Annotated in this window: 18 protein-coding genes; 7 read left to right on the top strand and 11 right to left on the bottom strand. The window is 64.8% G+C overall.

Annotation, left to right across the window (positions count from 1 at the left end):
• Positions 1 to 28 precede the first annotated feature (28 nt).
• Complete coding sequence (locus G3N99_RS10705) at positions 29 to 457, bottom strand: hypothetical protein (RefSeq protein WP_206122360.1); 429 nt, start codon at positions 455 to 457, stop codon at positions 29 to 31.
• Positions 458 to 513: 56 nt separating this feature from the next.
• Here G3N99_RS10705 and G3N99_RS10700 point away from each other — a divergent pair, with 56 nt between their 5' ends.
• From G3N99_RS10700 to G3N99_RS10690, 3 genes are all read left to right on the top strand, one after another.
• Entirely contained in the window at positions 514 to 1,467 is a 954-nt protein-coding gene (locus tag G3N99_RS10700; protein ID WP_174935004.1) for a helix-turn-helix domain-containing protein, read from the top strand.
• 165 nt (positions 1,468 to 1,632) lie between these two features.
• The gene (locus tag G3N99_RS10695; RefSeq protein ID WP_241011580.1) at positions 1,633 to 2,556 is read left to right on the top strand and encodes a transporter; all 924 of its coding nucleotides are present in this window, start codon (positions 1,633 to 1,635) and stop codon (positions 2,554 to 2,556) included.
• A gap of 51 nt (positions 2,557 to 2,607) precedes the next feature.
• A complete protein-coding gene (locus G3N99_RS10690) occupies positions 2,608 to 4,128 on the top strand; it encodes a GMC family oxidoreductase N-terminal domain-containing protein (RefSeq protein WP_206122359.1) in 1,521 nt (506 codons plus the stop codon).
• Positions 4,129 to 4,283: 155 nt separating this feature from the next.
• Here the strand turns inward: G3N99_RS10690 and G3N99_RS10685 are convergent, their stop codons facing one another.
• On the bottom strand, positions 4,284 to 5,927 hold the full coding sequence (locus G3N99_RS10685; protein ID WP_206122358.1) for a serine hydrolase domain-containing protein: 1,644 nt from the start codon (positions 5,925 to 5,927) through the stop codon (positions 4,284 to 4,286).
• Positions 5,928 to 5,946: 19 nt separating this feature from the next.
• On the bottom strand, positions 5,947 to 8,334 hold the full coding sequence (locus G3N99_RS10680; RefSeq protein WP_206122357.1) for a TonB-dependent receptor: 2,388 nt from the start codon (positions 8,332 to 8,334) through the stop codon (positions 5,947 to 5,949).
• 256 nt (positions 8,335 to 8,590) lie between these two features.
• Here G3N99_RS10680 and G3N99_RS10675 point away from each other — a divergent pair, with 256 nt between their 5' ends.
• Together G3N99_RS10675 and G3N99_RS10670 are read left to right on the top strand one after the other, a co-directional pair.
• Positions 8,591 to 9,589: an ATP-binding protein gene (locus tag G3N99_RS10675; protein ID WP_241011579.1), complete on the top strand. Its 999-nt coding sequence runs from the start codon at positions 8,591 to 8,593 to the stop codon at positions 9,587 to 9,589.
• Positions 9,590 to 9,716: 127 nt separating this feature from the next.
• Positions 9,717 to 11,183 (top strand): M81 family metallopeptidase, encoded by a 1,467-nt coding sequence (locus tag G3N99_RS10670; RefSeq protein ID WP_206122356.1) that lies wholly within the window; start codon positions 9,717 to 9,719, stop codon positions 11,181 to 11,183.
• A gap of 33 nt (positions 11,184 to 11,216) precedes the next feature.
• Here the strand turns inward: G3N99_RS10670 and G3N99_RS10665 are convergent, their stop codons facing one another.
• The 7 genes from G3N99_RS10665 to G3N99_RS10635 are packed head-to-tail and all read right to left on the bottom strand — an operon-like array spanning position 11,217 to position 17,697.
• Positions 11,217 to 12,878: a serine hydrolase domain-containing protein gene (locus G3N99_RS10665; protein ID WP_174945494.1), complete on the bottom strand. Its 1,662-nt coding sequence runs from the start codon at positions 12,876 to 12,878 to the stop codon at positions 11,217 to 11,219.
• 18 nt (positions 12,879 to 12,896) lie between these two features.
• Complete coding sequence (locus tag G3N99_RS10660) at positions 12,897 to 13,943, bottom strand: dipeptide epimerase (protein WP_174945496.1); 1,047 nt, start codon at positions 13,941 to 13,943, stop codon at positions 12,897 to 12,899.
• Positions 13,936 to 15,297: an MFS transporter gene (locus G3N99_RS10655; RefSeq protein WP_174945498.1), complete on the bottom strand. Its 1,362-nt coding sequence runs from the start codon at positions 15,295 to 15,297 to the stop codon at positions 13,936 to 13,938. Before G3N99_RS10655 ends, G3N99_RS10660 begins: the two co-directional genes overlap by 8 nt.
• Positions 15,298 to 15,321: 24 nt before the next feature.
• Positions 15,322 to 15,750 carry a biopolymer transporter ExbD gene (locus G3N99_RS10650; RefSeq protein WP_174934989.1) on the bottom strand — a complete coding sequence of 143 codons (429 nt, stop codon included), beginning with the start codon at positions 15,748 to 15,750 and terminating at the stop codon, positions 15,322 to 15,324.
• 28 nt (positions 15,751 to 15,778) lie between these two features.
• Entirely contained in the window at positions 15,779 to 16,210 is a 432-nt protein-coding gene (locus G3N99_RS10645) for a biopolymer transporter ExbD (RefSeq protein WP_174934987.1), read from the bottom strand.
• A gap of 3 nt (positions 16,211 to 16,213) precedes the next feature.
• Complete coding sequence (locus tag G3N99_RS10640) at positions 16,214 to 17,002, bottom strand: MotA/TolQ/ExbB proton channel family protein (RefSeq protein WP_174934985.1); 789 nt, start codon at positions 17,000 to 17,002, stop codon at positions 16,214 to 16,216.
• Between the two features lie 56 nt (positions 17,003 to 17,058).
• A complete protein-coding gene (locus G3N99_RS10635; protein ID WP_174934984.1) occupies positions 17,059 to 17,697 on the bottom strand; it encodes an energy transducer TonB in 639 nt (212 codons plus the stop codon).
• A gap of 375 nt (positions 17,698 to 18,072) precedes the next feature.
• Between G3N99_RS10635 and G3N99_RS10630 the strand changes: the two genes are divergently transcribed.
• Positions 18,073 to 18,783 (top strand): response regulator transcription factor, encoded by a 711-nt coding sequence (locus G3N99_RS10630; protein ID WP_174934982.1) that lies wholly within the window; start codon positions 18,073 to 18,075, stop codon positions 18,781 to 18,783.
• A gap of 137 nt (positions 18,784 to 18,920) precedes the next feature.
• Here the strand turns inward: G3N99_RS10630 and G3N99_RS10625 are convergent, their stop codons facing one another.
• A complete protein-coding gene (locus tag G3N99_RS10625) occupies positions 18,921 to 19,895 on the bottom strand; it encodes a LysR family transcriptional regulator (protein WP_174945502.1) in 975 nt (324 codons plus the stop codon).
• An 84-nt stretch (positions 19,896 to 19,979) separates the two neighbouring features.
• Here G3N99_RS10625 and G3N99_RS10620 point away from each other — a divergent pair, with 84 nt between their 5' ends.
• Complete coding sequence (locus tag G3N99_RS10620) at positions 19,980 to 21,011, top strand: alcohol dehydrogenase catalytic domain-containing protein (protein WP_206122355.1); 1,032 nt, start codon at positions 19,980 to 19,982, stop codon at positions 21,009 to 21,011.
• The last annotated feature ends 189 nt before the right edge of the window (positions 21,012 to 21,200 follow it).

The raw sequence follows: 21,200 nt of genomic DNA, 5'->3' as shown, positions 1-21,200 counted from the left end.
CGGGCGCCGGGTCGACCGCACTTCGATTCTAGGTACGTGCGTCGAACCCGAATCGACGTTGCGTGCACACTTTTGGCTTCAGCGTGCACATCGTGGCGACGGGCAACGCATGCTTCGCGGCATCGTTGCCGATGCGGCGAAGATCGTCGCGAATGTCTCGGTACAAACCATCATTGACCGTCCGGTCGGTCATCCAAAAAATGCACTGCATCCGGTCGATGCGGCGAAAGGGTGTCCGTGCAGCCCGAGACGGCGCGCATCGGACGTTTTTCTCGTTTCCACTCCGAATTAAGAACGTACCGTTGGCAATGTCGATGACGGGGATGCGCTGTTTCGTTGCGCACTTCATCCGCCGGTCATTCGCTACGCGTTCCAGCACTCGACGACGTTGCCGCAGGGCGGCTTCGACAAGCCGGCAGCGTTCCCGATATGCAGGCGTCTTCGCGCGCAGTTTCACGACTCATGCGGATGCACGCTTCGGTCAAAGTTTTCGTAGACTCTATTCCCCCTGCAATGGCACACGAAATCGTTGTTGGTGAGAGCAGCAGCGGCGCAAATCTGCGAGATCTCATCTCGGACAGTTTCCTGCCGCTGGCGCTTCGAGATACAGGCCCGCTTTTCCGGTTGTCGGTGCGTATTGCCGTGGCGGGCGGGATCCGCGTGGCGGAAGTCGATACCTCGTCGATCCGGGTGGAACGCGACCGGGCGCTTGCGGCGCGGGCCGAGAGCGACTGTTACAAGATCCTGTTTCAGATCGCCGGGCAAAGTCGCGTGACGCAAAGAAACAGGACATCGACCGTCAATCCGGGAGAGTGGGTTGTCTACGATGCGACGCAGGCGTATTCGATCGAGTGCGCGGATGCGTCGAGGTTCGTTGCCGCGCTTGCGCCGCCGAGGAGCAGCACGATGTGGCGGTGGTTCGTCGATCGTGCGGATACACAGGTACGCCGGACCGTCGGCAATGCACATCTTGCGCTGCAGTCCATCCGGTATCTGATGGACGGGCAGGTACCCGACGATCCGGAAAGCCTGTTCGGCTTCGAGCAGTCGACGTTGATGCTGCTCGATTCCGTCATGCGCCGCGAGGCCGGCGACGCGCTCAACCGGGCCGGCGCGCGAAGTGCATCCCTGCGCATGAACGCCGAAATCTATCTCGCGCACCACTACAGCGACCCCGATCTGACGCCGGACCGACTTGCCAGTGCACTGAACGTGTCGAGACGTACGCTCTACGGCGCACTGGCCGCGACCAGCCAGACACCCCAGGGGTTGATTCAGGAATATCGGCTGCAAGCGAGCAGGCGGGCGCTCTCGGATCCGGCCGACACGAACCGCAATCTGCTCGAGCTGGCGGTGATGTGCGGCTTTTCGGACATGACGCATTTCGGCCGGTTGTTCAAGGCGCGATTCGGATGCAGCCCCGGCGTCTACCGGATGACATGTCGAAATGCACCGGAACCCGGGTAACGCGGCATCTCCGTTACAGACACAACGTGAAAAGCGCGTGGTGCGGGGACGAATTTGCACGCATTGATGCAACGTCTGCACGGAACGCCGAAAGAGAATGATCAGGAATCCTAGACTGGGCTGGACGGCCAATTCATAGGGCCGACGGTTATCTAGGAGACGATCTTGAAGAAAAAACAGGCAGGTATTCGAGCGCCTCGCCTTGCGCGCTTGACCGGCAATCCACGTGCGCGGAAGCTGGCTGCGCTTGCGATGGCGGCTACCTTCCCGACGTTGGCCTCGGCGATCAATATCGATGCAGGGGACTATACGGCTTTGCCCGCCGGCGCGAATATCGGTGCGCTGTACTATCAGCACGCGGAGGATACGCGGATCTATGCCAACGGTTCGCGGGTCGCCGGAGGCAACATTACCCAGGACATCGGCATCGCGCGTTTCATCCACTTCATGTCGGTCGGCGGATTCACCATTGATCCGCAGGTGCTGATTCCGTTCGGCCACGTCGGCGGGACTAACCAGATGTCCGCCCTCGGGAACAATACCGGCCTCGGCGATGCGATCTTTGCCGCAACGGTCTGGGTCGTCAACCGTCCCGAGTCGAACACGTTCCTGGGCATCACGCCGTTCATTTACGCACCGACCGGCAGCTATGACCGCTATCGAGGCATCAATCTCGGCGAAAACCGGTGGAAGTTCGCGCTGCAGGCCGGCTTCATCACGCCCGTCGCGCCCAAGGTGATCCTCGATCTTGCAGCGGACGCCACCGCATTCACGCCGAACCACAATTTCGGCGCGACCGGTGCGACGATGACGGAGTCGCCCCTGTTTCAGGCGCAGGGCTGGTTGCGGTACCAGCTCACGAGCAGCGTCGACCTGCGGGTCGGCGGTTCATATGTCTTCGGCGGCAATCAGACCGTTGCAGGCGTGTCCCAGGCCAACCGGCAATCGACACCCAGCTTTCTCGCGGGGGCAGCATGGTTTCCCACGAAAACCTGGCAAATCATCGCGCTGTACGGCCGCCAGACCTCAACCGAGAACGGCCCGCTCGAGACACAACGCTTCAATGTCCGGGTTGCGCATTTCTTCTGATCGTGCGATTGCACGCCGATTGTCCAGACCTTCGGTCAAGGGTACGAAACCATGAATGCATACGACTACATCGTTGTTGGCGCGGGTTCCTCCGGTTGTGTGATTGCAGCGCGATTGAGCGAGGATTCGCGAGTCCGCGTGCTGCTCCTGGAGGCCGGGCCGCGGGATGAAGATCCCAATATCGCGGCGCCGGGCGGTTGGCCGTCCCTGTGGAATACCCCGGTGGACTACGCTTACTACACGGTGCCGCAAGCGCATACCGCCGGGCGATCGCATTACTGGCCGCGTGGCCGTACGCTCGGCGGCTCCAGTGCGATCAACGGCATGATCTACGTGCGCGGACACCGCAGCGACTACGACGCCTGGGCGTATCAAGGCTGCCTCGGCTGGGACTATGAGTCCGTGCTGCCGTATTTCCGCCTGTCGGAAGATCATGAAGGCGGCGAAGACCGGTATCACGGCGTGGGCGGCCCGTTGCACGTGTCGCGAAATCGCGATCCCAATCCGATTTGCGAAGCCGCGATCGAAGCTGCGGTACAGGCGGGATTCGCGCGCAACGACGACTGCAACGGAGAGGCAATCGACGGCGCCGGCTATTGCCATCTCACGATCAAGGACGGCGTACGCCAATCGACCGCGCGGGCGTTTCTGTCGCCCGCTCGTGATCGTGCGAACCTGACGGTCAAAACCGGCGCACGCGTCGAAAAGCTGATTCTCATGGGCGACCGCTGCGTCGGCGTTCGCTACTACGACGGGGCGTCGGTCATCGATGCGATGGCCGACAGCGAGGTGATCGTCAGTGGCGGCGCAATCGCCAGCCCGCAGCTTCTGCTGCTGTCGGGTATCGGTCCGGCGGACGAACTCGCGCGCGTCGGAATCCGTGCAACGCATCACCTGCCCGGTGTCGGGAAGAACCTTCAGGATCACCTTCTTTGTAGCGTGATCTTCGAGGCGTCCAGGCCGATCCCGGCGCCGCGGAACAACCTTCTCGAGTCGCAGTTGTTCTGTCGCAGTGACGCGCGCCGCATCGGTCCGGACCTGCAGCCGCTGTTCATGCACATCCCGTACTATGCGCCGGGTTTCGACGGCCCGGCAAATGCGTGGACGCTGTGCGCGGGCCTGGTTCGTCCGGCGAGCCGCGGCGAGATTCGTCTCGCATCCGGCGATCCTGCTGCGGCGCCCCTTCTCGATCCTCGCTATCTTTCGGAGCAGTCGGACCTGGAGCGTCTCGCGAAAGCGGTTCAGATCTGCCGTGACATCGGCAACCGGCCCGCATTTGACGAATGGCGTGCGCGCGAGGTGTTGCCGGGCCCGGCCGGGGACGATCCTGCCGCGCTGCGCGAGTACGTGCGTCGTGCATGTGTGACGTATCACCACATGGCCGGCACATGCAAGATGGGCGTGGGTGCCGATGCCGTCGTCGATCCGGAACTGCGCGTCCGAGGTTTGACCGGTCTTCGCGTGGCCGACGCGTCCATCATGCCGGACGTCGTGTCCGGGAATACCAATGCGCCGGCCATCATGATCGGCGAAAAGGCAGCCGACCTGATCAGGCAGTCGCAGGCGAAGTGATCCTGCTCCACCCGCATCGGTACGATGCGGGTGGTCGGACTATTGCTCACGACGAAATGAGGGAGTGGATTCGGCACCGCGAATGGCGCGTCGACAGCACCCTCGGCGAACCCCACCGCACAACGAAAACATCGCACCAGGAAGTGACACAACGCCTATGAATCACACCGCTCGCGCATGAAGGCCAGGTTGCGCGTGCGCGACGTGTCGATGCGAAAGCGCGTCACCTCGTTACCCGAGCGTTCCACCGTCAGGACGCCACGCATGACGGCCATCTGACCGACAGGGTCGAACGTGAAAATGTCGTCGGCCACGGGTTCCAGCCGGTAGCCGACACTGCCTGCGACGCCGTGCATGGTCAGGGTGAGTTCACCGTTGGTCACGGCGATCGTTGCGCGTGCCGCAGCATCGTGACCGTGATACGTGCCCGCCAGACCGGCCGACGCATCGGAGAGCGATGGGACGTGATCGGGCAAGCGCTCGAGCATCTCCACGTGACCGCAGTCCACCAGCTCGACCGCCGTTACACGTGCCGCGGCCGTCGACGCGCAAGGTTTGATCAGCAGCGTTCCGCCAGCCCCTTCTTCGACGCGCAATCCGGCCTCCGTCTCGATGAGCGGCTGAGGCATCTGTCTGGCGTTATGCAAGCTCACGTTGACTTGCCCGTCGTGATCGTCGATCACGCAATATGTTCCGGACGCACGCGAGTGGTACTTGCCGAGCAAGGTTTCGTGCCCGGCAGTTTGCAGGGGCGCGGCAGGTTTCGCGCCAAGGATGGCATCGCCCAGGACGATATCGACGATCTGCGTAGCCAGTTCAACCACATTGGCCGCCGCACCGTTGGTGAGAATGATGACGTCCAGTGCGTGCTCGACCACGGTCAGCATCTGACAGGTGCCGCCGAACACACCGCCGGCATGGTGCAGCGTCTCCACGTCGCGATGGGGTGTGCGCATCAGCCCGAGCGTGTAGACGCCTTCCGCGCCGCTTGAATAGTGCGGTTTGGTCAGCATCTGTCGCCAGCTTGCTTCGCTGCCGACCCGCTTGGGGCCGCGCAGATGCGCGAGCCAGCGCAGCATGTCGTCGACCGTCGACACGATCCCGCCTTCGCCGAGTACTTCCCACGACGGAAAGAGGCCGCGCATGAATCCGCCTTTTCCGTCGGGCACATGCTGGGTTGCCATGCGCGGGCGGATGCGCATGTCGTCGGCGACCGACTCCGTGTCGACCATGCCCATCACGTCGAAGATGCGTTCCTTCAGGAAGGTCTCGAAGGGGATGCCGCTGACCCGTTCGATCGCGAGCGACAGCAGGTGATACCCGCCGTTGCAGTAGATCATCCGCTCGCCCGGCGGGAAATTGACGTCGCGTTGCCGGACTTCCGCCGCGAGCACGCCGCCACGCGGCAGCGTCGCGACGCCTTGCGCGAGCAGCGTAATGTCGAGATAGCAGCGGTAGCCGCCCGTATGCGTCATCAGCTGGCGCAAGCTGGGGTCGCCTGCCAGCAGCGGCAGCTCGGGCAGGTACGTGCGAATCCCGACGTCGACGTCGAGTTTGCCGTCTTCGGCGAGCAGGAGTGCGGCGAGGCAGGTGAAGTGCTTGCTCGTCGAGCCGATGCGCAGGCGTGTGGCCGGCGTATTGGCTACGCCGTGCTCCAGGCTCGCCATGCCGAAGCCGCGCCGGTAGAGGACGTCGCCTCGATGCGCGACGGCCACGACGAGGCCGGGTTCATCGCTCTTGTTGTAACGTGCGAACAGGGTGTCCAGTTGCGTGACGATCTCGTGCGATTCTTGTTTCATCGTAAGTTATCCCTATGATTTAGAACGGAACGGTAAGCGCCGCGCCGATCGTGCGCGGTTGAATCACGCTGACGAGAGCCGGGCCGCCCAGCGGTATCAGCGAAGTGCCGGCCGCGATCAACGCGCGACGGTCGAACAGGTTGCGAACGTAGAACGCCAGGCTGAACTTCTTGAAGTCCACGCCCGCTTGCAGATCCGTGATCGCGTAGCCTGGCAACGGGTAATCCGGCCGGCCCGAGCTGGCGTCGAACCCGCTATGACGCCGGCCGACGAATCGCTGCGTAATACCGGCATACGACGGATACCCGTGTGCGCTGAACAGATAGGTGCCCGAGAGCGTAGCGGCGAACTTCGCCGAATTCGGCAATGGCTGGCCCGCTGTCGTACCCGCGCTCGCGTTGCCGGTCGTCAGGCTGGCGTCGATGAGCGACAGGTTCGCACTGAAGTTCCAATGCGGGGTGGGACGGAACGTGCCGGCGAACTCCAGGCCCTTGATTCGCGCGTTGCCGGCGTTGATGACCTGGTTGACGCCATCGACCGTGCCGAGCTGCTGGATGTTCTTCCACTCGATGTCGTAGACGGACGTCTCCAGCGATAGCCGCTTGTCGAGCAGGTCGGCCTTGTAGCCCGCCTCATAGCTCCACAGCGTGTCGGGCGAGAAGGTCGGGCTACCCGCTGCGCGCATGCCGGTGAGCGGATCCATCAGCAGCGCATTCGGGCCGCCGGGCCGGTATCCGCTGGCGATGCGGACATACGCATTGCTGTTGGCGGTCAGCGCATAGCGCGCGGTGAACATGTAGGTCTTGCTGGTGTCCGACGACGGCGCCGAGATGGTCTGTGTCGGGCCGGCGAGCGTGCCGTAGGTCGTCTGTTCGTAGGTCTGGGTATTGTGGGCGATCCGGACGCCGCCGGTCAGCGAAAGGCGCGGCGTGAGGTGATACGTCAGGTCGCCGTATGCCGCGTACTCGTTGTACGTGCTGGGCGCCTGGAGCTCCGACAGGTTCGGGCCGGGCGAGCCGTCGGGCAGCGTCGTCAGAAAGCCTTGGTTCATGTTGCTGCGCTCGTGCGTATAGAAGAGTCCGGCCAGCCACTCGAGTCGCTGGTTGCCCGGCGAGGTCAGGCGAAACTCCTGGGTCACCTTGTTCGTGGTCGCCACATCCTTGGCGACCACCGAACCCAGGTTCAGTCCCTGGGCGGCGAATAGCGGCCCATAGACGCCGGTCAGGTCTTGCGGCGCGCTCGTGTTGATCTTTTGATACGACGTGATCGAGTTCAGGCGCGCCCAGCCGAGCTCGTATTCGATCCCTGCCGAATAGAGCTGGATGTTTTGATGAAAGGGTTGATCGGCGAACTGTCGCGTGGTCAGGTCGCCCCAGACCGGCTGCCCGTTGGCGCCGTATTCGACGTAGTTCGGATCGTTGCGATTGATGTTTTGCGAGACCGCGGACAACCGGACCGTCAAATCCCGGGTCGGCGTCAGCAGCAACGACGCGCGGGCGCCGTAGGTGTCGCCGCGATCGATGTGGGTGTCCGCCTTGGGGCCCACGGCGTCGACATAACCGCCATCGTGCTGCCCGAAGACGGAGACGCGCAGCGCGGCAACGTCGGTCTTCAGCGGGATGTTCAACGCGGCGTTGGCCGAACCGCTCACTCCGCCATGCGCCGTTCCCGACACGCCGGTGCCGACCTGCCCGGAAAACTGGCTCGGGTCCGGTTCGTTGGTCACGTATTTCAGCAAGCCGCCCATCGCCCCCGCGCCATACAACGTGCCCTGCGGACCTCGCAGGATTTCGACGTGGTTGAGATCGAGCAGGCTCATGTCGAGCGCGAACGTTGCGCTTTGGGAGAACAGGGTGCTGCCGCCGAACGCGACGTCGTCGATATACATGCCGACGGTCGGCCCTGTCTGAACACCCGTCGTCACGCCGCGGATGCTGACCTGCCCAGATCCGCTGCCGCCGCTGGCGTTCAGGTCGACACCCGGCTCAGAAGAGAGAAAGTCGGACATCGTTTTCGCGCCGCTCTTCTGCAGCTCGTCGGCCGACAGTACGTTGACCTGCATGGGGACTTCGCGAGCCGGTTCACGTCGGCGTGTCGCGGTCACCACGACGGTATTGAGCGTCGCGCCGTCCTTGCCTTGCGCTTTCGACGTCTCTGCTGCTGGGGCATTCGGCACCGCGGCGCCGGGCGCCGTGGCAGGCGTTGCAGCGGACGCCGACGCCGCCGCATCAGGCGCGGCGACCTGCTGAGTCTGCACGGGCGTTTGCGCCTGTTCCTGCGCGTGCACGCCCAACGATGCCAGCCCGAATACCGGTCCGACGAAGAGGGGGGCGTAACGCCCGCCGTGCCGCAGCGGTAGCGTTGCCGAAACCGCCGGGTGCTTCGTCCGGTTCTTCACCTTCATCATTGTCTCCTCCTGATTGTGCGATCGACTGAACGCGATGCCGTGTAGCGCAACTCAGGGGGAACGGTAAGTGCCGGTTATTTCTGGTTCATGTGGCGTTTGTATCGTCGGTGATACAAACGATCGGTGAGGGTGAAGGGCGGCCACGCGGGCAGACGAGATGGACGCGGGACGCAGACATGTTTCCGGTTTGCAATAAACGGCTCACATGGCCCCTACATTCACGGGCGATAATCGACGCCATCGCTCGCTGTCGGCCATGACCATGCACAAACCCCGCTTCGATTCGGCTTTCTATCGCCTGTTCTTCGTGATGATCTCGATCATCCTCGTGATGCAGATCAGTGCCGGCCTGCTGCTCTTCAAGCTCTACAGCACCGCACCCTTCAAGCCGCCGCCCGGGATGAGCGCATCGTTGCAGTGGGGCGCCGCGGTGATGATCCAGGTGATGCCGGCGCTGATCTCGTCCTGGATCGGCGCGCGCATGCTGGCCGCCCCGTTCCGCACGCTGGCCGTAGGGGCCGCTGAACTGTCGAGGAATATCGATGCGCCGCCCATCAGGGAAATCGGCCCTGTCGAGGCGCGTCAGGCCGCCAGCGTGTTCAACACGATGCAGGCGTCGCTGCGGCGGCAAATGAGCGAGCGCAACCGCTTTCTCGCCGCCGTGTCGCACGATCTGCGCACGCCCCTGACGCGCATGAAGCTGCGCCTTCGATCCGCTCAGGATACCGAATTGAGTGAGCGTCTCAGGGACGATATCGACGAGATGACGCAGCTTCTGGAGGCCACCTTGTCGTTCCTGCGCAATGAAGAAGTGGTTGAGGCGTTCAGCCCGGTCGATATCAACGCACTGGTGGATGCCATCGCGGAAGATGCGGCTGAACACGGCCAGAAGGTGACGATCAGCGGTGAGGTGCCGCCGATCTCGGCTCAACCGCTCGGCCTCAAACGCTGCCTGACGAATCTGGTTGCCAACGCGATTCGATACGGTGAAGACGCGCACATCCACCTGATCGACGCGCCGTCGTGTGTGCGGATCCAGATTGCCGATCACGGACCGGGCATCCCGGAGGCGCAACTGGAGCGGGCGCTGGAGCCGTTCTACCGGGTGGAGAGTTCTCGCAACAGGAACACGGGCGGGACGGGGCTTGGCCTTGCCATCGCGAACGACGTCGTGAAGCGTCACGGCGGGGAGCTGGTGTTGCGCAACGGTCCGGAAGGCGGGCTGGTGGCGCAGGTTACGTTACCGCGTCGATAAGGCGAGGGGCGCCGAGCGACCGTTGGCGCTGCTCTGTTTCACGCTTGATACAGATTGCTCACAAAGCGGAAATAGCGCGTGCTTATAGTCGTTTCACGTCCTTCAACCCGATTCGGTAGACCTCGTCATGAAGATATATACGGCTCAGCTTTCGACGGAAACCAATACCTTTGCCCCGTGCCCGACCGGATGGGGCGGCTTCGAAGAGTTCACGATTTTTCATGGCGACGCGAGTGTGCGCGAGCCCGACGGTGTGGGGCACGTGCTCGCGGAAGTGCGGCGCCTCGCGGAGGGGGACGGTCACGACATCGTCGAAGGTCTGTGTGCCGAAGCCCAGCCGTCCGGCCGCACGATTCGTGCGGTCTACGAATCCCTGAGGGACGAGATCCTCGATGGCATCAAGGCCGCATTGCCGCTGGATGCCGTGATTCTTTTGCTGCACGGCGCGATGGTGGCAGAGGGCTACGACGATTGTGAAGGTGATCTGCTCGCCGGCGTTCGCGCGATTGTCGGCCCCGACGTTCCGATCTCGGTCACGCTCGACCCGCACTGCCATTTCACGCAATTGATGAAGGCGTCGGCCGATGTCCTGATCGCTTACAAGGAGTATCCGCATGTCGACGCCGTCGATCGGGCGCGCGACGCCTATCGGCTGACGCTCGACATGGCTGCCGGACGCATCCGTCCGACGACCGGCGTGTTCGACTGCAGGATGGTCGGTGCGTGGCACACCACCAGCGAACCGATGGCGGGGTTCGTCCGGCGCATGCAGTCGTTCGAAGGGCGTGACGGTGTGCTGTCGGTGTCGCTCGGCCACGGGTTCCCGTGGGGTGACGTGCCGGAAGCCGGCGCGAAACTCTGGGTGGTGACGGACAGCGATCCCGCCAGGGCCGACGCGCTGGCGGCACAATTGGCACGCGAGTTCTGGGAGCTGCGCGATGCGACACGTCCCGCATGGCTCGATATCGATGCCGGACTGGATCGTGCGCTGGCGGTCGACGGCGGCCCGGTCGTCCTGGCGGATGTCGCGGACAATCCCGGCGGCGGCGCGCCGTGCGACAGCACGTTCATCTTGCGTCGCGTGGTCGAGCGACGGATTCCCAATGTGGCGATCGGGTGCTTCTGGGATCTCGGCGCCATTCAGATCTGCAAGGACGCGGGTGTCGGGGCCACCCTGGATCTGCGCATCGGCGGTAAGTGCAGTGTGTACTCCGGAGAACCGGTGGACCTGCGCGTCACCGTGCGCAACGTGGTCGAGCGGCATACGCAAAGCATCATGGGTCTCGAGCAACCGCTGGGCCGGGCAGTGTGGGTGGAAGCCGAGAACGGGCTCGACATCGCGCTGATATCCGTTCGCACCCAGGTGCTCGGCGTCGACGCATTCACCGGGCTTGGCATCGACTATGCCGGCAAGAAGCTGGTGGTCGTGAAATCGACGCAGCATTTTCAAACCGATTTCGCGCCGCGCTCGAAGGCCGTTTTTCATATCGCCGCGCCAGGTGCGCTCACGATGAATTTCGCCGAGCTGGACTATCGGCTTCGTGACCTCAACTACTGGCCGCGCGTGTCGAATCCGTTCGCATCGACAATGTGAGTACGTGCCGGCGTCGTTCGACGCCGGCCAGCATCACGCGTCGGCATGCACCCGTGTAAAGGCCAGGCGTCGGGTACGCGGGGTATCGACGCGAAAACCGGTGATGTCGGCGCGCGTTGCATCGCGCATCAACGTGACGATGCCGGTCATGATGTCCACTGGATCGACCGGCACCAGTTCGAAGGCATCGTGGGCCAGCGGCGTGAGGCGGTAGTCGCAATGGCCCATCGCGCCGCGCAGGCGAAGAACGAGTGTTTCGTCGTCGAGCCGAATGATCGCGTGGGCATCGGCGTCGTGGCTCGCGAATGTGCCGGACATCGCGGTGGCGAGATGCGGCGTCATCGCGGGCGCTTCGCCCAGACGTGCGAACGTTTCGACATGGCCGCAATGCACGATGCGCAGGCTGGAGAGATCGTCCGGTGTGCAAGGCGATCCCCACCGCAGCGCCAACAGACCGTCGCCGCTCGCTTCGAGCTCGACGTCGTTCAGTTCATCGGTGCTGTCGTAGAGCGTCATCGAGCGTCTGGGGCAAAGGGGGCCCCCCAACACCAGCGCACCTTCGTGATCTTCCAGGGCATACACGGCGCCGGTGCTGGGCGACCGGTAGCTGCCGAGGCGCGCCGCATGATCGGCGGCGCGCGCGGCGGCAGGCGGGCCATCGCCGCGCAGCTCGCCCGCCAGCACGATGTCGACCACACGCTTCGACAGCTCGAGCGGTGCGCCGAGCGCGCCGTTGCTGAGCAATACGATGTCAAGCCCGTGCGCCGCCGACACCAGCATCTGGCAAGTCCCGCCGACAACACCGCCGGAATGCTGCATCAGCTCGACACCGCGATAGCTGCTCTGCGTCAGACCGAGCGAGTATTGGCTGCGCAGACCGCTGGAAAATACGGGCAACGCCAGCATCTGGCGCCAGGTGTCGGCGTTGCCGACGATCTTGTCGCTGCATCGCAGGTGCGCGGTCCATCTGAGCATGTCGTCGACGGTCGAGACGATCGAGCCTTCGCCCAGCAGTTCCCACGTCGGAAAGATGCCGCGCCGGTATCCGCCTGTGCCGTCAGGAACATGCATCGTCGCGATGCCGCGCTCGATCGTCATGTCGCTGCGTACGCACGCGGTGTCGTGCATGCGCAGGGGAGCGAAGAGATGGGTCGCGAGAAATGCTTCGAACGGCATCCCGCTCGCACGTTCGACGGCGAGCGACAGCAGGTGATAGCCGCCGTTCGAATACATCATGCGTTCCCCCGGCGGAAAATTTTCGTCGCGTTGGCGTTGCTGCGAAGCCAGGAACGCACCCCGCGGCGACATCGCGAGGCCCTGCGTCAGGAGTGCAAGGTCCAGTGCACATCGCTGCCCGCCGCGATGCGACATCAACTGCCGCAGCGTCGGTCGGCCCGCGGCCGGCGGGAGTTCCGGCAGATACGTGCCGATGGGGGCGTCGGCGTCGAGTGCGCCGCGCTCGCACAGGAGCAACACGGCGAGACAAGTGACATGCTTGGTGACCGAGCCGATGCGCATGCGTGTGGCCGGTGTGTTGGCGATGCCGTGTTCGAGGCTGGCCATGCCGAAACTGCGCCGATACAGCAGTTGGCCGCGATGGACGATGCCGGCGATCAATCCGGGTGCATCGGTGCGGCGATAAGGCGTGAACAGCGCATCGAGCTGCGCCGTCGTGGAAGAGGAGTCCGATGTCATGGTGATTGCTCAGATTGCTCAGCGAGAGGAAGTCGTGACGCCCGCGTCGCCCCAGAGATGGGGCGGGCAGTGCAGCAGGCCGTCGACGTAGGCGACGCCCGGCTCGCGATCGCGGGCAAGGAAGATCGGTCCGTCGAGATCGACGTGATCGCACTGTTGCCCGAGCAGAAACGCGGGGGCGATTGCCAGCGAGGTGCCTGCCATGCAACCGACCATCACCGACAAGCCGGCTTCGCGTACACGTGTGGCGAGGTCGAACGCGCGCGTCAGACCGCCGCATTTGTCGAGCTTGAGATTGACGATGTCGTAGCGGCGCGCGACGGCGGACAGGTCGCCGAGATCCTGAAACGATTCGTCGGCCGCAAGCGGGATCGGACAATCGATATGTTCGAGACAAGCATCCGCACCGATCGCGAACGGTTGTTCGAGCATGCCGACATCGAGCTGTTGCAGCATGGGGAGCATCGCGTCGAAGTGCGCGCGCGACCAGCCCTGATTCGCGTCGACGGCGAGCGGGAGATCCGGCCGTACCTCACGGATTGCGGCGAGGCGCGCGGCGTCGGCGGCGCTGCCGTCCAGCTTGACCTTCAGCGCCCTGGCGTGGGGCAGCCTCTGTGCGGCCCCGGCCATCGCGTTCGGCGTATCCACGCCGATCGTCATCGTGGTCCGCAACGGGCGCGGCTCGGAGAGGCCCACCATGTGCCAGACAGGCATGGCTTGCCGTTGTGATTCGAGCGCCCACAATGCCGCATCGACTGCATTGCGTGCGCCGCCGGGCGGCAAGATGTCGAGCAACTGCGCGCGCGTGACGCCCGCTTCTATCGATGGTCGGACGCGCTCGATTTGCGCGACGATGGATTCAGGTGTTTCACCCAGGTAAAAGACCCCGGACGCTTCGCCGTTGCCGGCGTAATGCCCGTCGTCGACGGTTACGCTCACGAGGCGAGCGGCGTCGATGACGTGGCCGGTGATATGGAACGGAACGGCCAACGGCCAGCGTTCGATGCGCAGCGAGAGTGAGAGCGTGCGGGGTGACATGGAAGAGGGAAGAAGAGAATTATTCATAGCGCTCGATTGCCTCGCGGACACCACGGCCCGCTGCGCGCATCAACAAGCAGGCGGCAAAGAAGCCGAATGCCGCCACGCAGACGATCGACCACAGCAAGCCCTGGCTGAACGCGTGCAGGCGATCCGACATGAAGCCGATGAACACGGGGCTGCCGGACTGCACGACGATCGATGTCAGCGCACCGATCGCCGCCACGCGCGAGCGCAGGTGAGCGGGGCAGATGTTCTGCATGATGGTGGGAAACAGCACCATGCCTGCGACCATGCAGGCGAGCTGGGCGCCGAAGAGCGCGTAGACCGGCGTCAGCGAGCCCACCGCCAGATAGAGGAACGACAGGCCGCCGGCGACCAGTGCGCCACATTCACAGACACGCAATGGCGCGAGCACGCCGAAGCGCGCGCGCATGCGGCCGGCGACGAGCCCGCTGAGCACGCAACCCGCGATGCCGCCGGCCATCGCCGCCACGCCCATGCCGCCGCCGGCTTCGGCCGGCGTCGCGCCGAAGGTTCGCACCGCCACGACCGGCATCCACGTCGCGACACCGCCGAACGACAGATTGACCAGCCCGATGGCACCGAAGAACTTGAGCATCATGATGGCTTCGCGCCGGAAGTAGACCGGTGCGGACGGCAGCGGCGCGGACGTCCGGTGATGCGCGGCGGATGCGTCCGTGTCGCGGTGCTTGCCGGGTCGAATGAGTAGAACCAGCACGGCCAGCACGGGGGCCGGCAGGGCAACGGCAAAAAACGCGAGCCGCCACGGTGCGAGATCGGCGAGTCCGGCGGGCAATGCATCGTGCACCGCCGCGATGCCATGCATCAGTGCGCCGCCGAGCGCCATCCCCGCACCTGAGCCCAACAGGTTGGCGAGCGCGAAGATCGCATTGGCGAGCACGCGCTGGCGCGCAGGGAAGAGATCGGGAATCAGGCCGTAGATCACCGGCACCAGCCCGGCTTCGCCGATCCCCAATCCGACGGTGGCGATGAACAACTGCCAGAAGTGGGTGGTCATGCCGCAGATCGCGGTGGCGGCGCTCCACACGAGGACGCACGCGACCAGCACCACGCGGCGATCCACGCGATCGGCGACCCAGCCGATCGGCAGCGAAGCCACGCCCGCGAACAGCGCGATGCCGGCGCCTTGCATCAGGCCGATCTGCGTATCGGTCAGCCCGAAATCGTGACGGATGGGCTCCGTCAGCAGGATCAGCATCTGACGGTCGACGAACGCGAAGAACGCCACGATCACGAGAATCGCGAGACCGAACCACGCGAGTGGTCCGGCGGGTGAATCCGATGGCGGGCTTTGTGCCGCCACCGGGGCGAGCACGTCGGGGTTGGAGTCGAACATGAGGGCTCCGTGATGAGAAGGCGGTTACTGCATGAACTGCTCGTTGCCCACGAGCCCGATGCGGTTCGCGCCGAGCCGCTGCGCGGACGCCATGACCATGGCGACGGCGCGGTAAGGCGCCGCCTTGTCGGGCCGCAAATGCAGTTCCGTCGGCGCGGGGTTGGCGGCGACGTCGTGCAAGCGCGTTTCCAGTTGCTCGCGCGAACCCAGCGTCTCGCCGTTCCATGCGATGGCGCCGTCGGCCGCGATATCGATCTGCACCACGGGCGGTGCCTGCGGTTGCGACGGCGGCGCGCCGGTCGGCATGTCCAGCTTCACCGCGTTCGTCTGGATGGGAATGGTGAGGATCAGCATGATGAGCAGGACCAGCATCACGTCGATCAGCGGGGTGGTGTTGATCTCGATCATCACGTCGGGTTCGTCGGCGTTGCCGGTGGGCATCGTCATGGCCATCTCGGGTCTCCTTGTCGGTGTGGCGGGATCATTGGCGCGGCGGCGGTTCGGTGATGAAGTCGACCTTGACGATGCCGGCCCGCTGGCAGGCAAACACGACCCGTCCGATGGCGGCGTAGCGCGCGTCGAGGTCGCCGCGGATATGGACTTCGGGTTGCGGCGATTGCACGGCGACCGCCTTGAGTTTCTCGACGAGCGTGGCTGCGTCGGGTACGCGCCGTTCGTCCCAGAACACGTCGCCTTCCTTCGTCACGGCGAGGATCACGTTCTGCGGGGTCGTTTGCAGCGGCTGCACGGTCTCCTTGGGCAGCGTGACCGGCACGGTGTGCGAGACCACCGGAATCGTGATGAGGAAGATGATCAGCAGCACCAGCATCACGTCGACCAGCGGCGTCGTGTTGATGGACGACATGGTTTCGTCATGCTCGGCGCCGTCGCGGGGGCCTACGGTCATGGCCATGGCTCACCCCACGCGGGTGAGGGCAGCGGCCTTGGTCGCGGCGGCGGCCCCGGCCGTGGTCGTGCCGGTCAGGAGGACGATGTGCAATTCCGTCGAAAACCCGCGCACGCGCTCCATCACCGCCTTGTTGCGGCGCACGAGCCAGTTGTAGCCGAGCACGGCGGGCACCGCGACAGCCAGGCCGATGGCCGTCATGATCAGCGCTTCGCCGACCGGCCCCGCGACCTTGTCGATGGAGGCCTGGCCCGCGATGCCGATCGCAGTCAGTGCGTGATAGATGCCCCACACCGTGCCGAACAGGCCGATGAACGGCGCGGTCGAGCCGACGGTGCCGAGAAACGCGAGGCCGTCCTGCAGGCGGCTCGAGACCGACGTGGTCGCCCGCTCGATCGCCGCCGCGACCCACTGGTTGAGGTCGACCTGTTCGACCAGCGCGCCTTCGTGATGGTCGAATGCCGCGAGCCCGGTTTCGGCGATGAAGCGGAACGGGCTGCCGGCGTCGAGTTTTTTCGTGCCTTCGCTGAGACTGCCCGCTTTCCAGAAACCTGTCTCCGCCGCCTTCGCACGGCGCAGTACCCGCGCTTGCTCGAGCAGTTTCGCGACGATGATGTACCAGCTGCCCATGGACATGACGACCAGGATGAGCAGCGTGCCTCGTGCAATGAAATCCCCGCCTTTCCAGAGCGCGTCGAGACCATAGGGATTCGTCACCGTATCGGTGGCGGCGTGGGCGGCGCTGGCCGCGAGGAACAGAGCCGTCACCAGGGCGGCCTTGCGGGTACGGTTGATCATGAACGTCTCCTGAAATGCGTTGGCAAGTAGAAAAGGAACGGCTGTCGAGCGCAGCCTCAATCGAGCTTGAAAGAGAAGGGCACCTGCACGCGGACTTCCTCGCCCTGTGCGACGCAGTGGAATTGCCGCACGGCGTTTTCCGCGGCCCTGTCGAGCACGGGCGCGGCCGACTGGGTCACGCTCAGGTCCTTGACGTTGCCGTCGGTGCCGACCACGAAGGTCACGACGACGTCGCCGGTCAGGTTGTCCTTGAGCGCTTCACGCGGATAGCGAATGGCGGCGCGCACCTGCGTCGAGTTGGGACACACCACGCCGACGCTCGTCGACACCGGCGCCGCAGCGGCGGGTGGGGCCGGCGGCGCGACGGGAGCCGACGGCGCAGGCGTGGTCGACTGCGTGGTGATCGCGTTCGGCGACGGCGCTGCCGCGACGTGCACTTCCGGGGGCGGCACGAACGGCGGCGGTGGCGCGACGTGCTTCGGCGGAGGTGGTGCGATTTGCTTCGGCGGCGGGGGTGGAGGGGGCGGCGGCTTGATCTCTTCGATGATGCGCGTCTCGATCGGCTGACGAATCACGTCCACGACTTTCGTCGCGAGACCGGTGAGCAATGCGTAGACGATCACCGCATGCAATCCGACCACGAAGGCGATGCCGCCAATGCGCCGGACAGGTGGCTTGGGTTGTGCGTAGTTCATGTCCCGCGTGTCTCCTGCCTCGATATGACCTGGGAGCCACGTTAAGACCCGGGCATTTCTGGTTCATATCGGCTTTGTATCTGCGCTGACACAAAGGCTTTCCGGTCGGGCAAGGTTGCGGCAGGAGGCGCGAAACGAGACGGGGCGGCGAAGGCGGACGATGTTCAGCCGTGTCTCTTCGGGAAAATACCGGGCGGGTTATCCATGACGTGAGCGCTCGTCAGGCATCCCGATTTCTTCGGATGACCTTGTGGGGCAAGGTGCGGGGGCAATTATTTCAACGCTGCAACAATTCGTGCAAAAAGCCCTTATATTGGCGGGCAATAATGAGTGTGGGGGGACATCTCACCGCCGCAACATCGGAGACAAGACGCCGTGAACAAAGCGATTCGTATTCTCGTCGTCGACGACGACTCGCAGATTCGCAGCCTGTTGTGCGACTGCCTTGCAGACTTCGGCATGACGACTGCGCAAGCCGGCACCGGCGCGGAAATGCATCTCGCGCTCGGGGAGGGCGGCTTCGATCTCGTGGTGCTCGACCTGATGCTGCCGGACGACGACGGCCTCAATCTCTGCCGCGAGATTCGGGCGACCTCCGAGATTCCGTTGATCATCCTGACCGCGCGCGGCGAGATGACCGACCGGATCGTCGGGCTGGAACTCGGTGCCGACGATTACATCGTCAAGCCGTTCGAGCCGCGTGAACTGGTCGCGCGCATCCAGACGATCCTGCGCCGTGTGCGTGCGCAAACGCAAGGCCGGACGAGGGCGCAGGAGGAAAGCCGCTTCGCGGGATGGCGGCTTCACCAGATCGGCCGCCACCTGATTGCGGCCGACAACACGGTCATACCGTTGTCGAACGCGGAATTTCGCCTGCTCAATGCGTTCCTCGCCGCGCCGGGGCGTGTACTCAGCCGCGAATACCTGATGGATACCGCGCGCGGCAAGTCGATCGATACGTTCGACCGCAGCATCGACGTGCAGATCTCACGCTTGCGCCAGAAGTTGCGCGAGGACATCAAGGAGCCGCGCCTGATTCGCACGATTCGCGGGGAAGGCTACATGCTGGATGTCGGGCATCGTTAGGTGTGCGTGCTGCTCATCGCAGCCATTCGCCGGCATGCGACGCAAGCAGTGCGCCGGGCTGCGTGCCGGCGCGCTCCGTCCAGGACGGTAGCAGCCTGACGTTCTCTCACGTGCCGACACCGTCGTCATCGACTCGATCAGTCGCTCGCGGGTTTCCTGCTTTTGCGGCGTCGTGCCGGTTGCGAAGGCGCTCGACTGGCATCGGGTGATGGAATCCGCACCCTGTCGATCAGCGCCCGCAGCCCGCCGGAAACATGGCGATGACCGGGGTAATACAGGCACAGCCCCGGCATGACCGGGCACCAGTCGGCCAGCACGCGTTCGAGACGCCCATCGGCCAGCGCATCGTGAACGAGATGATCGGGCACGAACGCAATCCCGATGCCGTCGATCGCGGCGTCGACCATCAGCGGCTGGTCGGTCAGCGTGAGCGGGCCGCTGACGTTCACCGTTTCGACGACACCGCGGCGCTCGAACTCCCAGCGGTAGATCGCACCGCTATCGAAGCGAAAGCGGATGCAGTCGTGCCGCTCCAGATCCCGCGGCACGCCGGGGCGGCCATGCGCGGCGAAATAGGCGGGCGAGGCGACGGCGGCGAACCGCACCGGATCGGACACGCGCACCGCGATCATGTCTTGCGGCACGGCTTCGGCGAGCCGGATCCCCGCGTCGAATCCACCGGCGACGATGTCGCCGAGCTTGCCGTCCGTCACGATGTCGAGGTGGACCTGCGGGTAGTCGCGCAGGAAGCGCGCGAGCACCGGCTTCAGCACGAGACGGATCGCCCCTTCGCTCGCGTTGATGCGCACGGTGCCGCTGGGCGTGTCGCGCATCCCGTCGACCGCGAGCATCGCCTCCGCAACCGACGAGATCGCCGGACGGAGCTTGTCGACGAGCCGCTCGCCGGCGTCCGTCAGCGACACGCTGCGCGTGGTGCGATTGAACAGGCGAACGCCCAGGCGCTGCTCGAGGCTCTTGATCGAATGACTGATTGCCGACGGCGTGACGTCGAGCTCGATCGATGCCGCGCGAAAGCTGAGGTGCGTGGCGGCAGCGAGGAACACGTTGAGCGAGAAGAGATCGCCGGCTTTCAATTGATGAGCTGAATTCATCTTCACATAAAGATTGGCGAGATTGTCATGATAATGCGCCTTTTCTAGACTAGGCCCTGCGTTCGGTTGAACAAGGAGCAGGCAATGAAGATGAAGGCGATCGTGATGACCGGTGCCAATCGGCCCTGGGAAGTGCAGGAAGTGCCGGCACCGGTAGCCGGGCCCGGGCAGGTGCTGGTGAAGGTGCACGCGTCCGGGATGTGCTACACGGACGTTTGGGCCACGCAGGGCTTCGGCGGCGACATTTACCCGCAGACGCCCGGCCACGAAGTGGTCGGCGAAATCGTCGAAGTGGGCGCGGGCGTGCATGCGCGTCGCGTGGGCGACCGGATCGGCACGACGTGGGTGCAGTCCGCTTGCGGGCGCTGCCCGTACTGTCGCGAGCATCGTCCGCTTTCGGGCCAGACGGCCGTGAACTGCGATGCGCCGCGGACTACCGGGTTCGCGTCGCAGGGCGGGCACGCGGAGTACATCGCCGTCGCGGCCGAGGGCACGGTGCTGTTGCCCGATGCGCTGGCCTATGTCGATGCCGCGCCGATGATGTGCGCGGGCTACACGACGTGGAGCGGCTTGCGCGACGCGGCGCCGCAGCCGCACGAGAAGGTGGCCGTGCTCGGCATCGGCGGACTGGGGCACGTGGCGCTGCAACTGTCCCGCGCGTGCGGCTTCGAAACCATCGCGATCACGCATTCGGCCGACAAGCGCGACCTCGCCATCGGGCTGGGCGCGGACCGGGTCGTCGCAAACGGCGCGGAGCTTCGCGACCTGGGCGGCGCGGATGTCCTGCTGGTCACGACCAACGAGTTCGGTACGGCAGAGGAGGCAATGACGGGCGTGCGGGTCGACGGCCGGGTGATCCTCTGCGGGCTCGACTTCAGCAAGCCGTTCTCGATCGCGTCGCAGCGCAAGCCGTTCCACATGATGCGCCAGCAGGTCATCGGCTCCACGCATGGCGGCTTGCGCTACCTGAGCGAAGTGCTGGACCTCGCCGCCAAAGGCAAGGTCAAACCGATCGTCGAGACGTTCTCGCTGGACCAGGCGACCGAAGCCTATGACCGCCTCGCGTCCGGGAAGATGCGCTTTCGCGGCGTATTCACGCCCGCGCAAAGCCACTGACGCTCAACGGTGCCCGGGGGATGCGGGGACGCCTCTCCCGGCACGCGCGCGCGGCCGGCTCGCCGCGCGCCGCCTCCGCACGGTGATCGGATTGGTCACATCGAGCGGCCAGGCGCGCTCACGATCGACATCCCGCTGATATCGGCTGGCGCCCGACCGGGCGCGGCACGCCGGCGTCGTCCGGCGCGA

The sequence above is a fragment of the Burkholderia sp. Ac-20392 genome, from assembly GCF_017104585.1.
GTDB lineage: Bacteria > Pseudomonadota > Gammaproteobacteria > Burkholderiales > Burkholderiaceae > Burkholderia > Burkholderia lata.
This window is presented reverse-complemented; position numbering and strand designations above follow the sequence as displayed.